Below are 13,010 nucleotides of genomic sequence, written 5' to 3' on the forward strand. Positions count from 1 at the left end.
GACGCGGCCTGTTCACGCCCAAATTGCAACCGGCGATTCTCTATGCGATGATGGGTCGCCTCGGTGTGATTGGGCGTAGCTTCGCCCGTCCTTCCCTCTTCCGGCGAGGAGGCTCGACGTGACGCAGACCCGAGACGCCTTGCAAGTCCTCGACCGCGACTTCCTGGAAGTCCGCGCGAAGATCCTGGAGATCGCGGCGAGCCTCGACCGCATCGACCGGGCGCCCGCACGCCACGGCGAACCCCCGGATCCCCGCATGGGCCGGATCCGCCAGGCCCTCGACGCCCTCCGCGAGCCCGGCCCCGATCGAGCCGAGTCGATCCAGCTGATCTTCTCGATTGCGTACGACCTCGACTGGCGGGCGAAGAGCGGGATCGATCGCTCCAGGCGACGCGACCCGGGTCGGGCCGAGTCCTTGTAAGGCCGGACGCGGGACGACCATCCCGCGCGACTCAGACGAACCTCGCCCCCGTTCGAGCTTCGGTCCCGGCGAGCCTCGGCTCTGAGGATCGACGACCAAGTCCGGCATACGCCCCAGACGCCCGCGGCGACGACCTCCCGGCGTGCCCCAGCGGCGACTAACCCGCATGAAGGAAAGGTCGAATCGATGGGATATTACGCGATCCTCAAGTCGGCGTTCCGATCCGTCCTTCCCGAGCGCGTCAGGCGCCTGACGTTTGATCGCCGCTCCAAGGTGTACAGCCTCGTCGCCCCGATCAAGTACTTCCTCCAGAAGCACGCGAGTCACGACGACGTCTACGATCGAGCCTATTACACCGAGACCGTCGAGCCCCTGGCCCGACGCTCGATGCCCCACATCGCCGCGACGATCCGAGACGTCTTCGGGCCGGCGAAGGTCGTCGACGTCGGATGCGGCACCGGGCAGCTCCTGGCCGAGCTGAAGCCGCTGGGGATCGACGCCGTCGGCTATGAATACTCGAAAGTCGCGATCGAGATGGCCAGGGAGAAAGGGGCGACGGTCCATGCCCTCGACCTCGAACAGCCCCTCGAAGACCTCGCCCTGACGCGGGCCGACGTCGTCGTCTCCACGGAGGTGGCGGAACACCTGCCCGAGTCGTGGGCCGACACCTACGTGGAGTACCTCTGTCGCACCGCCGACCACGTGCTGATCACGGCGGCGACGCCGGGCCAGGGGGGGACCGACCACGTCAACGAGCAACCGAACTCGTACTGGATCGCCAAGTTCGCCGCCCGCGGCTTCCATTACGCCGAGGAGCTCACCCTCAAAGTCCGAGCCGAGTGGAAGGCGGCGCAGATCGCCGACTTCTACTCCAACAACGTCCTCATCTTCCGGAAGCCCGGACCGGCCTCGTGAGCCGAGCTTCCCCGTCCCCGACCGCGTGGGGGACGTCACGACGCATCCAGGAGCCCGATCGAAATGCCCGCCTATATCGACCCCCACATCCATATGGTCTCCCGCACCACGGACGACTACAAGCGGATGGCGCTGGCGGGGTGCGTGATGGTCAGCGAGCCGGCCTTCTGGGCGGGTTTCGACCGCTCGGGGGTTGAGGGCTTCCGCGACTACTTCCGCCAGCTCATCGAGTTCGAGGCCCGTCGCGCCGAGGCGTACGGGATCCAGCACTATTGCTGGCTCTGCATCAACGCCAAGGAGGCGGAGGACGTCGCCCTGGCGCGGCAGGTCGTCGCCATGATCCCCGAGTTCCTGGACCATCCCAGGGTGCTGGGGATCGGCGAGATCGGGCTCAACAAGAACACGAAGAACGAGGCCACGGTCTTCCTCGACCACCTGGACCTGGCCGCCCGGACGGACGAGCTGATCCTGGTCCACACGCCCCACCTGGCGGACAAATACCAGGGGACGCGGATGATCCTCGACATGATCAAGGGCGACGGCCGGATCCGCCCCGAACGGGTCTGCATCGACCACGTCGAGGAGCACACGATCCGCGCGGCGCTCGACGCCGGCTGCTGGGTGGGGATGACCCTCTACCCGATCTCCAAATGCACGCCGGCCCGCGCCGCGGACATGGTGGAGTCCTACGGCGCGGACCGGGTGATGGTGAATTCGGCCGGCGATTGGGGGCATAGCGACCCGCTCGCGGTGCCGGAGTTCATCTTCGAGATGCGGCGTCGGGGCCACGACGAGGGCCTGATCCGGAAGGTGGTCCTCGAGAACCCGCGGGAATTCTTCTCCCAGAGCCGGCGCTTCTCGACCGCTACGGCGACTTGAGAAGGAGAGGGGAGTCGGAATCCGAGACTTCGGCGTCTCCCCCGCGCGACCCTCCTGGAGAGGGGTGATCAGGGGGCGATGCTCGTGTCAGGCCCTTGCAAGTTCGTGAGAACCTTGGGGTTTCTCTTCGTCTTGCCTCCCACCTTCGTGGGGGCGGGGGCGGGAGCGGTCGTCGTCGGGGCGACGGGGGGCGGGGCGGTCTCGGAGCATCCGGATTCGAAGGCCATCGAGGCCGCCAGGGTGATGCAGGCCAGCATCCTGAGCGTCTTCATGTCGTCTCCAAGCAGGGGGGCGAAACGGGGCTGCGACGTGCCGGGCGAGACGCCCGGCACGTCGCCGACCTCCCGACGAGCGGTTCGATCAATAGGAATCCGAGCTGATGACCTCGCCGCCGGCCCGCGTGCCCAGGGCCTGGTACGGGGCGTCGCCGACCGAGTTCTTGAGGAACTTCACCGAGCCGTCCGCGAACGCGAAGTTGGCGCCGCCCGGGTGCTTGCTGGTGAACGCCCACTGGCCCAGCGTCAGCGACTGCGGGCAGTTCTGGAGCCAGTCGGTCGGGATGCCGGCGCCCGAGCCGCAGACGCCCCAGATCGACGCGATGACGGCGCCGGTCTTGTCCCAGGGGGAGTTCAGGCGGGGGTAGGTGAACTTGCCGCCGCGAGGGCGATAGTCGGGGGTCGAGGCGCTGCCCCACTTCGAACCGTAGTTGCTGGTGAAGTTGGTGACCGAGACGTGGCCCCAGACGTGGTAGCCCGAGGCGACGTCGCCGTCCGCACGCGAGGCCTCGCCGAACAGCGTCGTATTGCTGGTGCCGTCGGTGACGCCCGAGACCTTGACGACGTTGTCGGCCCCGAACATGCCGTTGCCGAGGGCGGCGTTGCAGTTCTGGGGGTTTTCGGCGGCGGGGTCGGGGAGGGACGCCACGGCCCAGTTGGTGTAGACGTTTTCCTGGGTGCCGCGGCTCATGGCGTACGAGCACTGCGAGGCGTAGCCGAAGGTGTCGGGGGGCAGCGGCGAGTCAAGGTCGGAGGGGCACAGGAAGCCCGAGATCTTGGCGCGCATGGCGGTCGTATTGCGGATCGACGAGGACGAGCCCGAGAAGTTGATGGCGGAGAACTGGCTGCCGCCCTCGAGGAACGGCATGATGTACGCGAAGGCCGACCAGCCGTTCCAGGCGGAACCGGAGCACGCCGGGTCGTCCTTGGTGCTCATGTAGCGGTTGCCCATCGGGAAGCAGCCCTGGGCCGACTCGTAGTTGTGGCTGGCCAGGGCGATCTGCTTGAGGTTGTTGACGCACTGGGCGCGGCGGGCGGCCTCGCGCGCCGACTGCACGGCCGGCAGGAGCAGGGCGATCAGGACGGCGATGATGGCGATGACCACCAGCAGCTCGATCAGCGTGAAGCCCCGGCGCTGCGAGCCGGTCTGGCATGGGGGGGTCGTCATGATGAGGAAGGCCTTTCTTGGAGGATTCGGGACCGTACGAAGAGATAAAGAAGATTCATCCCTGGATCGCGAAGCCGGTCGACGCGCCGGAACCTGCGGTCCGGCTCGCCCTCCGGGACGCCCGGCCCCCCGCATCCGTCGGGGAGGGCTTGGCATGGCCGTCGATGGCATAACAAACGAGCATAAATCATGCCGATTGATTTATGATTGGGAGACTCGAACCGCCCGGGATCGCGCCCCAGCAGCCACCGGACGCTTGCCGGAGACGCCCCGCGTCGGAGGATGCGGCGATCGGCCGCGACGGCATGCGTCGTGGCGCCGCCGGGCCTGCGGACCGGGGAGCGGGCGAGATGTCGCGAGACCAAGGCGGTACGGGAACGTCGGTCGAAGGTCAGTGGTCGAAGATTCGGTTGCCGTTCGTCGCTTGCTTTGGGAGAGGAGAGGGGCCCGCCAGGACGACGTGGGAGGGGATCGACCAGAGTCGCCCCCGGAAATCCAGACGTGAACACCCGCCGCGACGACGCTTCGGGGCGGCCCCAGATGGAGAGGAAGACGGGGGCCTCACGCGGATCTTTTCACCAGATCTTCCCGGCGAACTCCTGAAAAGATATCCCCCCGAGGGGTGCATCGGCAAGGGTCCTCTGAAAATTGATATCCATACATTGAACGTATGAATTCGTTCTGGGGAGCCCGAAAGCTCGCAAGCAAGCCCATCCGGGCGCGTCCGCGACCGCATGGATGAGCTTCGGCGGGCGGGTCGCGATCGGCAGGGCCTTGCCATCGCCCCCGGGGCGCGGATAGTTTTCGATATCCTCTCCTTTACCAAAGACAGCATGCCGGGCGACGGGACGGTCGCGGGGCGTCGCGCCCCGAGCGGCCCTCGGCCCGCCCGGCGTCCCCTCGCGCCGTCGGGGCTCCCTGCGGCCGCAATCGAGAGCGATCGCAACATGAGATGGTCGAGCGCGGGTCGCGGTGTGATCGTCCTGGCGATCCTGGGCGTCGCGTTGGGGGTCGGCGGCTACGTGCTCCGCGACGTCCTCTGGCCCGACGACTCGGTGGACGGCCGGGTGGCCCGCCTCTCGAGCGCCTGGCCGGCGAAGCGGCGGACGGCCGCGGAGGAACTCGGCCGCGACACGTCCGATCCCGACAAGGCGATCCCGGCGCTGACCGCCGCGCTCGACGACGCCGATGCGGAGGTCCGATCGCACGCCCTGGAATCCCTCCTGCCGTTCGGCGCGGCGGCGCGGCCGGCCGCCGCGAAGGCCGTGGAGATCCTCGGTCGCGACCCCGACCCGGGGATGGGCCGTCGCGCCGCCGCGCTCCTGGGCGTCACGGTCGATCCGGCCTCGACCCCGGCGCTGCTGGCCGCCCTCGACGCCGCGAACCCGGCCGTGGCGGCCGAGGCCGTCCGGAGCCTCGGCCATTTCGCGCGGCGGGGCCGGCCGATCGCCCCGCTCCCTATCCCGACTGAAGCCCTCGTCGACCGCCTGAGGGCGTCGACCGCCGCCGACCGGCCCGAGGACCTCCGGTCCGCGGCGGTCGACGCGCTGGACTCCTATTGCGGAGGCGACGAGCGGACCGTCTCGGCCCTGGCCGAGGCGGCGACGAAGGACGCCAGCCCGGCCGTCCGCAAGAAGGCGGTGGCCCTGCTGCGGCCCGAATATCCGGCCACGGTCGCGACCCTCGTGACCGCGATCGAGGATCCCGACCCCCAGGTCCAGCTCGAAGCGGGGGTGAAGCTCGCCCGCATCGGCCTGGCCGACGGACGGTCCGCCCCCGCGCTCGTCCGCGCCTGCCTGCGGGCCGACGACCGCGTGCGCGAGGGGATCGGCATGAATCTGAACCTGCTGAACGTGGACGTCGCCGAGCCCGCGACCCCGGCCGACCAGCAGGTGGACCGGGTGGACGCCGCCGTCGTGGAGCTGCGAAAGGTGCTGGAGGCCCCCAAGGCCGCCGGCCGAGCCGCCGCCGTCGCCGTGCTGTGCCGGATCGCCGGCGGCTATGAGAAGACCGGAGAACCCCATCTCCTGGAGGCCGCGAAACACGCCCTGGACGCGGTCCTGGCGAGGGCCGAGGACGAGAAGGAGGACCTGGAGCTGAGGCTCCACGCCATCTCCCAGTGGGACGTGGCCCGCGCCTTCATCCAGTATCGCCTCGTCAGGGGGGCCGGGTCCCGGGACGACCTGGGATGGCAGCCCCGCTGGGTCGCGTCGATGGGCCGTTGCCTGGCGAGCGCCGCCCCGGAGGTCCGCATCAAGGCGTTGGAGACGCTTCGGGACACCCTGCAGCAACCGAATCCCGACCCCGGCCTCGGCGACGCCTGGCGCGAGGTCGAGCCGAAGCTCGTCGCCGCGTTGAAAGGCGGCGACACCATGGTCCGCAGGCTGATCGTGGCGATCCTCGACGAGCTGGGGCCGAACGCGGCCGGTTCCTTGCCGGCGCTGCGCGGCCTGGCCGCGGCCGACGAGGACGCCGAGGTCCGCTCGGCCGCCGCGCGGGCCGCCGCCTCGATCGCCAGCCTCGACGGCCTGAAGGCCGAGAAGCCCGAGGATCGGTCGGCGGCCGCGGAGGCCCTGGCTCGGCTCGGCTGGCGGGCGGCCTCGGCCGTCCCGGCCCTGGTCGAGTCCGTCGCCGACCCGGACGCCCACGTGCGGAGGTCGGCCGCCGACGCGTTGGGCGGCATCGGCAAGGCCGCCGGCGCGGCCGAGAAGCCGCTGCTCGACCGCCTCGCCGCCGAGGGCGACCCCGACGTGCGGACGGCGATCCTCCGGGCCCTGGCGGCGATCGCCCCGGGCGACGCCCCGGTGCTCGCGGCCCACGTCGCCGCGCTCGCCGACGCCGCCCCGGCCGTGCGCGGCGGCGGCCGCGGCCTTCCCGGGCCTGCCGGCCGACGACGCCGTCGTGAAGGCCCTCGCGAAGAACCTCGCCGACTCCGAGCCCGAAGGCCGCGCCGCGGCCGACGCGCTGGCCCGCATGCTCTTCCTCAACGCGAGCGTCGCCGCGGAGGTGGCCCAGGCGCTGAAGGCCGGCCCGGCGGAGGCGCTCGTCGCGGCCCTGGAGGGCCGGTTCCAGGCCGTCTCCCCCGCCCAGGAGATGCGGGCGCTGCGCGGCGACCTGCCCAGGCTCCGCGGCGTCCTGGGAGCGGCGGTCCCCCTCCTGACCGACGCCGCCGGGACGGTCGAGGCCGGGCCGAAACGGACGATCGTCTACGCGACGTTGGGCCGAATCCTCGCGCTCGCCGCGACTTCCCGCGAGCCGTCGGACCACGAGGCCGTCGGCCCGGCCCTCGAGCCCTTCCTGCGGCTCGTCGCCGAGCCCGCATCCGAGGAGGACGCCGACCTCCGCGGGCTGGCCGTCGAGCAGCTCGGGGACGCCCCGACCCGCCGCAGCGAGGCCGCCGGCGCCCTCGTCAAGGAGCTGGAACGGGAGAAGGATCCGGAGGCCCGTGCGGCGGTCCTCGGGGCTGTGGCCCGCCTGGCGACCCACGCCGACGAAGACCCCCGGCTCCTGGAGGTCCTGAAGCCGACGGTCGCCGCGCTGACGACGCTGCTCGGCTCCGCGAAACCCGAAGACCGCCTGGCGGGCGTTTATGCGCTCGGCCACATCGGCCCCGACGCCAAGCCGGCCGAATCGGCCCTGAGCCGGCTCGCCGACAACGACCCCCGTCCCAACGTCCGGACGGCCGCCGAAGAGGCGATCAAGGCCGTCCAGGGACTCGCCAAGATGCCCGCCGCGCCGCGCAGCGGGGGCGGCGCGATGGACCGGCTCGTGCAGTGACCGGCGGCCGGATCCCCGGCGACGCCTACGGCCGGAGCAACGGGGAGAGGAAGCCGTGGGCCCGGCGCAGGGCCTCGGCCCCCATGTGGCTGTGCCGGCTCAGCTCGACGTGCAGGCCGCCGCGATAATCGACGTCGCGGAGGGCCTGCAGGATCGGCGGGAAGTCCATCGTCCCCTCGCCGAACATCAGGTGCTCGTGGACGCCTTCGACCATGTCCTCGATGTGGACGTTGGCGATCCGCGGCCCCCACTTCCGGACGTGATCCCCGATCGGCCCGGCCTCGTTGCAGTGGACGTGGCCGACGTCGACCGTCAGGTCGAACAGAGGGTGCGCCACGCGCTCGTCGAGCCGGGCGAACCGCTCGAACGTGTCGATGAACATGCCCGGCTCGGGCTCGAACGCCAGCCGCACGCCCTGCGCCTCGGCGTGCTCGACCACCGGCCGGAGCGCGGCGGCGAGGCGGTCCATCGCCGGCTCCTCGGCCGAGCCGTCGCGAAGCGCGCCCGACCAGAACGAGACGGCGGAGGCGTCGAGCGCCACGGCCGCGTCGATCGCGCGACGTAGGAAGTCGACCCGCAGGGCGCGGCGGACCGGGTCCGGATCCATCAACGTCGGGTCGTGCTTCGCCCGGGGGTTGATCAGGAATCGCGCGCCGGTCTCCACCACCCGCCCCAGACCGAGGCCGTCGAGCAGGTCGCGGATCGTCGCGGCCTGACGGGCGAGCGCGGCCGGATCCTCATACGGGTCGAGCGCGCCGGCGTCGAGGGTGATCGCCGCGCTCTTGTATCCCTCATCGGCCATCAACCTGAGGGCGTCGGACAGGCGGTGATGGGCCAGGCCGTTGGTGTTGTAACCCAGGAGCATGGCGGGGGCGTCCTCGCGTCAGGTGGCGTAGAGGCGGCGGGCCAGCAGGAACGCCGGAATCCAGAGGACGGCGACCGCCAGGGCCGTCAACGGCCCCCGCGCCGAGGCGACGAGCGCCACGTCGAGCCAGACCAGCGACAGCACCCCGGTCTTCACCGCCTTCTGGATCAGCGCCGGGGTGGGCTCGCGCAGGGCGCGCGCGGCCGCCAGGTGGACCGCCGTCGCGACCAGGCCCAGCGCGAGCAGGCCCGGCACGGGGAAGGGGCGGTCGGTCGAGGGATGCGGGAATCGTCCCGGCATGAGCGCGACGGCGGCCAGGGCCAATAGTGCGACGTCCTGGATCGCCAGCCCGACGACCAGGTTGCGCTTTCCGCCGCCGCGGGCTTCCGACCGGCTGATCCACGTCACGCCGGCGACGAACACCCCGAACGCCCCCGCCGCCAGCCACGCCGCGGGCCCGCCGAGCGCGGTCGCGGAAGCCATGCCCAGCAGCATGTTCAGGGCCCGGCACGAGCCCATCGCCCAGGGGCCGAGGGACGTGTGCTTGAGCCCCGCGTTGTAGGCGACGATCATCGCGGCCAGCGCCGCGGCGACGGCGAACGTCGGCGTGGCCGGGCCGCCGCCGAGGGCGGCCAGGGCAAGCCCCAGTGTCAGGCCCCCCCAGCCGATCGCCGCGGCGACGCCGGCCGCCACCATGCCCGACGGCAACGGGCGGCCGGGACGCTCGGCGCGGTCGACTTCGAGATCGAACCAGTCGTTGAGCGCCATGCCCGCCGCGTAGAGGGCCATCGACGCCGCCGCGAGCGGCAGCCAGCCGGCGACGTCGCCGAAGGCCCCGCCGACGAGCAGCCAACCCGCGAGGCTGTCGGCCGCGGCGGTGAAGACGTTCGGCAGCCGGATGAGCTGGAGGACCGGCTTGACGGGCCTCATCCGATCAGGGGCTTCAGGACGTCGTAGGCCCGCTTCGCCGCGACGTCCGGGTCGTCCTGGAACGGATACAGCTCGACCGTCAGCCAGCCGTCGTAGCCGGTCGCCTTGATCGCCGAGACGACCTCGGCGAAGTCGATGACGCCGTCGCCGGGGATCATGTGGTGGTGGACCCGCGTCGCGGCGATGTCCTCCAGGTGGTAATGCCGCGTCAGGGGCGCGAGCGCGGCGACGGCCTTCGGCAGGTCCTCGCTCATGCAGAAGGCGTGGCCGACGTCGAAGTTCAGCCCCAGCGCGGGCGAGTCCACGCGCTCGTGGATCTCGACGTACTGATCGGTCCGCTCCAGCAGCAGCTCGGGCTCGGGCTCGATCAGGAGCAGGATCCCCAGCTTCGCGGCGTGCTCGGCGAGGGGCTTCAGGATCTCGACGAAGAGGTCGACGGCCTGGGCGCGCGACATCCCCGGCGGGATCGGCCCGGCCGGCTCGGTGGTGATGTGGGGCGCGCCCAGCTCGGCGCAGAGGTCGAGCGCGCGGCGCGTGTGGTCGATCCGCACGCGCCGGTAGCTCGGGTCGGGCTCCAGGAACGACGGGTGCCAGTACGGCTGGCGATGGTCGGCCACCGCGTTCATCATGAACGCGTTGATATTCGAGAACGCCAGATGGTTCTTCGCCATGGCCTCGCGGATCGCCCGCTTGGGCCCTTCGAGCAGGCCCGCCGGCCAGGCGTGGGGGACGTCGGCCAGCAGTTCGAGCCCGTCGTACCCGACCGCCGCGATCCGGGCGGCGGTCTCGTCGAACGGGTGCTTCAAGTACGCGTTGGAGCTGAAGGCGAGTTTCACGAGGGGCGTCCGTCGGGGGTCGGGAGTTCGTCCGGGGGATGTCGTCGAACCGCCTCAGCGCGGCTCCGCCTTCACGGCCGCGACGTAGGCCTCGAGGCGGGCGAACTGCTTGAAGAAGTCGTTCTCCGGGTCGCCCTCGGGGCCCTTGAAGAAGCAGGAGAGGTGCCTCATGAGGCCCTTGCCGCCGCGGCGCTTCTCCAGGTCGGCCAGACGGGCGAGGTCGACGCCGAGGGGGGCGGCGAGCAGGCTGTCGCAGCCCTGCCAGGTGAATTGCAGGGCCATCTTCGTGCCCAGGAAGCCCTTGAAGTGGATGTGGTCCCACGCCGTCTTCCAGTCGCCCATGTCGGGGACGTACTCGATCGAGACGACCGAGGCGGGCTTGTAGCCGAGGATCTCGGTGATGACCTTGTCCTTGGTCTCGACCTTCGACGACTTGTTGGAGGGGTCGTCGAGCACCACGCCGTCGCGGTTGCCGAAGATGTTGTGGCCGACCCAGCTCATGACCTTGAAGTTCCGCGCGGCGAACATGGGCGCCAGCACGGTCTTCATCAGGGTCTCGCCGGTCTTGCCGTCCTTGCCGGCGAAGAGCGCCCCGGTCTTCTCGGCCAGCGCCCACGCGGCGGGGAACGACCCCCCCAGGCTGGGCGTGAAGTTCAGGTAGGTGTGGCCGCCCCGGAAGGCGGCCAGGGCGTACAGGCTGCTGGAGGGGAGGACCGCGTCGCCCGGCCGGTCCAGGACGGCCTCGAGGGCGTCGGGCGACTCGTGGGCCGCGGCGGTGCGGAAGGGGGGCTCGGTGCTGGAGACGTTCAGGACGATGAGGTGGTCGACCTTCTCGGCCTCGACGAAGGCGGCGAGGTCGGCCTCGATGCGGTCGATCGCCTGGCGGGCCGTGCCGGGGGCCGCGTCCGCGTCCCAGTCGCCGAGCTTCGCCACGGTGGGGCTCAGGCCGTAGCGGGGGGCGGGCCGGACGCGGGCGGAAGCCGCGGCGAGGTCGTCGCGGCAGGCGCTCAGCCAGTCGGCGTCGAACACGCCGGATGCGCCTCGGAACTCCTCGGCCGAGGCCGCGAAGGTCGTCTCGCGGATCTCGTGGCCGCCGACGACGAAGTCGCCGGGGGCGGGCAGGGGGAGGTCCCGGAAGGCCGGCAGGTCGGTCGTCAGCCCCGTCTGATCCACCAGGCCCTTCGCCATCGCCGCGAGGCCGACCGTGATCGTCGTCCCGACGCCGCCGAAGGCTCCCACGAGCCAGAGTCCAACACGCCGACTCGCCATGATCGCTTCACCTTATTCGTTTGCAGGGCAGTGGGGGGGTGGGCGGGAGGAGGGCGACCGCCGCGCGCGACGCGACGGCGCGTGCGGGGCGGTCCATGGCCTTATTATCGCCCCCGGCCCCCCCGCGTTCAACCCGGCTCGGGACGTCGACCCGGTCCCGCGATCGCTATAATGGCCCCGCCCCGACCGATCACCCCCCCGACCCTCGTCCGAGTCGCCCCATGCCCGAGCCGAGCCTCGAACGCCTGCTCGCCCCGCATCCCCGCGTGCGTGCGATCCGACCCGGCGCGCCCGATCCCCAGGGTTCCAGCGTCGTCTACTGGATGCAGCGCGCCCAGCGCGGGGTCGACAATCCCGCGCTCAACATGGCCATCGCCGTCGGCAACGCCCTCGCCCGGCCGGTGGTCGCGGTCTTCGGGCTCACGGCCGATTACCCGGGCGCCCAGCGCCGGCATTACCGCTTCCTCGTCGAGGGCCTGGTCGACGCCGCCGAGGACATGGCGCGACGGGGCGTCCCCCTGATCGTCCGCCTGGGAAAGCCCGACGAGGTCGTCCCGCGATTCGCCCGCGAGGTCGGCGCGGCGTTCGTCGTGGGGGATGAGAACCCCGTGCACGTCGGCCGCCGCTGGCGCGAGGCCGTCGCCCGCGAGCTGACGGTCCCGTTCCACCTGGTCGACGCCGACGTCGTCGTCCCCACGTCCCTCTTCCCCAACGAGGAGTACGCGGCGAGGACCCTGCGGCCCAAGATCCGCCGCGTCTGGGACGACTTCCTGAAGCCGATCCCCGAGATCCGGGCGAAACAGGCCTGGCCCGGCAAGCTCCCGGAGGGGGCCGAGATCGATCCCGACCGCCTGATGGAGTCGCTCCGCGTCGGCGGCGTCGCCGAGGTCCCGGGCTACCTGGGCGGCACTCGCGAGGCGATGCGACGCCTGGGGCGGTTCCTCGACGAGCGGCTGGGGCGCTACGCCGAGGACCGCAACGAGCCCACGCCATACATGACCACCGAGCTTTCCGCCCACCTCCATTACGGGCACATCAGCCCCATGACGATCGCCCTGGCCGCGATCCGCGGCGACGGCCCGCGCGAGGCCGTCGACACGCTGCTGGAGGAGCTGATCGTCCGCCGCGAGCTGTCGATCAACTTCGTGGCCCGTAACCCGAACTACGACTCGCTCGCCGGCTGCCCCGACTGGGCGCGGAAGACGCTCGCCAGGCACGCCGACGACCCCCGGCCGGTGCTCTACACCCCGGCGCAGCTCGAATCGGCCGAGACCCACGACCCGCTCTGGAACGCCGCGCAGAAGGAGATGACGCTCACCGGACGCATGCACAACTACCTGCGGATGTACTGGGCCAAGAAGCTCCTGGAGTGGTCGCCGACCGCCGAGCAGGCCTTCGCGGTCGCCCTGGACCTGAACGACCGCTACGAGATGGACGGCCGCGACCCCAACGGCTACACCGGCGTCGCCTGGGCCGTCGGCGGCAAGCACGACCGCCCCTGGCCCGAGCGCCCCATCTTCGGCACCGTCCGGTTCATGAGCTACGAGAGCACCCGCAAGAAGTTCGACTCCGCCGGCTACGTCGCCCGGGTCGAGGCGATCGAGAAGGGGAGGGGCTGACCGATTTCCGGGCCGCAGGGGGAGGCCCCGCGTCGGACTTCGGGAATCGTCGGAAA

General features: G+C 71.3%; 11 protein-coding genes and 1 pseudogene. 6 read left to right on the top strand and 6 right to left on the bottom strand.

Annotated features, from left to right (window positions below; all coding sequences use genetic code 11):
* The first annotated feature begins 118 nt into the window (after positions 1-118).
* The 3 genes from PZE19_RS26270 (at position 119) to PZE19_RS26280 (ending at position 2,215) form a co-directional block, all read left to right on the top strand.
* Positions 119-421 carry a hypothetical protein gene (locus tag PZE19_RS26270; RefSeq protein WP_277863568.1) on the top strand — a complete coding sequence of 101 codons (303 nt, stop codon included), beginning with the start codon at positions 119-121 and terminating at the stop codon, positions 419-421.
* A gap of 186 nt (positions 422-607) precedes the next feature.
* Complete coding sequence (locus PZE19_RS26275) at positions 608-1,336, top strand: class I SAM-dependent methyltransferase (protein WP_277863569.1); 729 nt, start codon at positions 608-610, stop codon at positions 1,334-1,336.
* Positions 1,337-1,399: 63 nt separating this feature from the next.
* The gene (locus PZE19_RS26280; RefSeq protein WP_277863570.1) at positions 1,400-2,215 is read left to right on the top strand and encodes a TatD family hydrolase; all 816 of its coding nucleotides are present in this window, start codon (positions 1,400-1,402) and stop codon (positions 2,213-2,215) included.
* A gap of 68 nt (positions 2,216-2,283) precedes the next feature.
* On the opposite strand, the gene PZE19_RS26285 is transcribed toward PZE19_RS26280, so the two are convergent.
* Positions 2,284-2,487, bottom strand: coding sequence for a hypothetical protein (locus PZE19_RS26285; protein WP_277863571.1), 204 nt, complete (start codon positions 2,485-2,487; stop codon positions 2,284-2,286).
* Between the two features lie 88 nt (positions 2,488-2,575).
* Positions 2,576-3,658: a DUF1559 family PulG-like putative transporter gene (locus PZE19_RS26290; protein ID WP_277863572.1), complete on the bottom strand. Its 1,083-nt coding sequence runs from the start codon at positions 3,656-3,658 to the stop codon at positions 2,576-2,578.
* 947 nt (positions 3,659-4,605) lie between these two features.
* On the opposite strand from PZE19_RS26290, the pseudogene PZE19_RS33190 reads away from it, so the two are divergent.
* Both PZE19_RS33190 and PZE19_RS26300 read left to right on the top strand, forming a co-directional pair.
* Positions 4,606-6,378, top strand: a pseudogene (locus PZE19_RS33190) (HEAT repeat domain-containing protein); the annotation flags it as partial.
* A gap of 181 nt (positions 6,379-6,559) precedes the next feature.
* Positions 6,560-7,435, top strand: coding sequence for a HEAT repeat domain-containing protein (locus PZE19_RS26300; protein WP_277863574.1), 876 nt, complete (start codon positions 6,560-6,562; stop codon positions 7,433-7,435).
* A gap of 25 nt (positions 7,436-7,460) precedes the next feature.
* On the opposite strand, the gene PZE19_RS26305 is transcribed toward PZE19_RS26300, so the two are convergent.
* From PZE19_RS26305 to PZE19_RS26320, 4 genes are read right to left on the bottom strand one after another with little or no spacing between them, the layout of a single operon-like run.
* Positions 7,461-8,300: a sugar phosphate isomerase/epimerase family protein gene (locus PZE19_RS26305; RefSeq protein ID WP_277863575.1), complete on the bottom strand. Its 840-nt coding sequence runs from the start codon at positions 8,298-8,300 to the stop codon at positions 7,461-7,463.
* 18 nt (positions 8,301-8,318) lie between these two features.
* Complete coding sequence (locus PZE19_RS26310) at positions 8,319-9,230, bottom strand: UbiA family prenyltransferase (protein ID WP_277863576.1); 912 nt, start codon at positions 9,228-9,230, stop codon at positions 8,319-8,321.
* Positions 9,227-10,066, bottom strand: coding sequence for a sugar phosphate isomerase/epimerase family protein (locus PZE19_RS26315; RefSeq protein ID WP_277863577.1), 840 nt, complete (start codon positions 10,064-10,066; stop codon positions 9,227-9,229). The genes PZE19_RS26310 and PZE19_RS26315 overlap by 4 nt, the downstream gene beginning before the upstream one ends.
* Positions 10,067-10,120: 54 nt before the next feature.
* Entirely contained in the window at positions 10,121-11,335 is a 1,215-nt protein-coding gene (locus tag PZE19_RS26320) for an inositol-3-phosphate synthase (RefSeq protein ID WP_277863578.1), read from the bottom strand.
* Positions 11,336-11,556: 221 nt separating this feature from the next.
* On the opposite strand from PZE19_RS26320, the gene PZE19_RS26325 reads away from it, so the two are divergent.
* On the top strand, positions 11,557-12,954 hold the full coding sequence (locus tag PZE19_RS26325) for a deoxyribodipyrimidine photo-lyase (RefSeq protein WP_277863579.1): 1,398 nt from the start codon (positions 11,557-11,559) through the stop codon (positions 12,952-12,954).
* Positions 12,955-13,010: the final 56 nt, after the last annotated feature.

The organism is Paludisphaera mucosa, assembly GCF_029589435.1.
In the GTDB taxonomy this organism is placed as follows: domain Bacteria; phylum Planctomycetota; class Planctomycetia; order Isosphaerales; family Isosphaeraceae; genus Paludisphaera; species Paludisphaera mucosa.

Excerpts from the sequence above, each read along its gene's own strand:
- PZE19_RS26275 (WP_277863569.1), top strand. The coding sequence starts at position 608 with ATGGGATATTACGCGATCCTCAAGTCGGCGTTCCGATCCGTCCTTCCC.
- PZE19_RS26280 (WP_277863570.1), top strand. The coding sequence starts at position 1,400 with ATGCCCGCCTATATCGACCCCCACATCCATATGGTCTCCCGCACCACG.
- PZE19_RS26285 (WP_277863571.1), bottom strand. The coding sequence starts at position 2,487 with ATGAAGACGCTCAGGATGCTGGCCTGCATCACCCTGGCGGCCTCGATG.
- PZE19_RS26290 (WP_277863572.1), bottom strand. The coding sequence starts at position 3,658 with ATGACGACCCCCCCATGCCAGACCGGCTCGCAGCGCCGGGGCTTCACG.
- PZE19_RS26305 (WP_277863575.1), bottom strand. The coding sequence starts at position 8,300 with ATGCTCCTGGGTTACAACACCAACGGCCTGGCCCATCACCGCCTGTCC.
- PZE19_RS26310 (WP_277863576.1), bottom strand. The coding sequence starts at position 9,230 with ATGAGGCCCGTCAAGCCGGTCCTCCAGCTCATCCGGCTGCCGAACGTC.
- PZE19_RS26320 (WP_277863578.1), bottom strand. The coding sequence starts at position 11,335 with ATGGCGAGTCGGCGTGTTGGACTCTGGCTCGTGGGAGCCTTCGGCGGC.
- PZE19_RS26325 (WP_277863579.1), top strand. The coding sequence starts at position 11,557 with ATGCCCGAGCCGAGCCTCGAACGCCTGCTCGCCCCGCATCCCCGCGTG.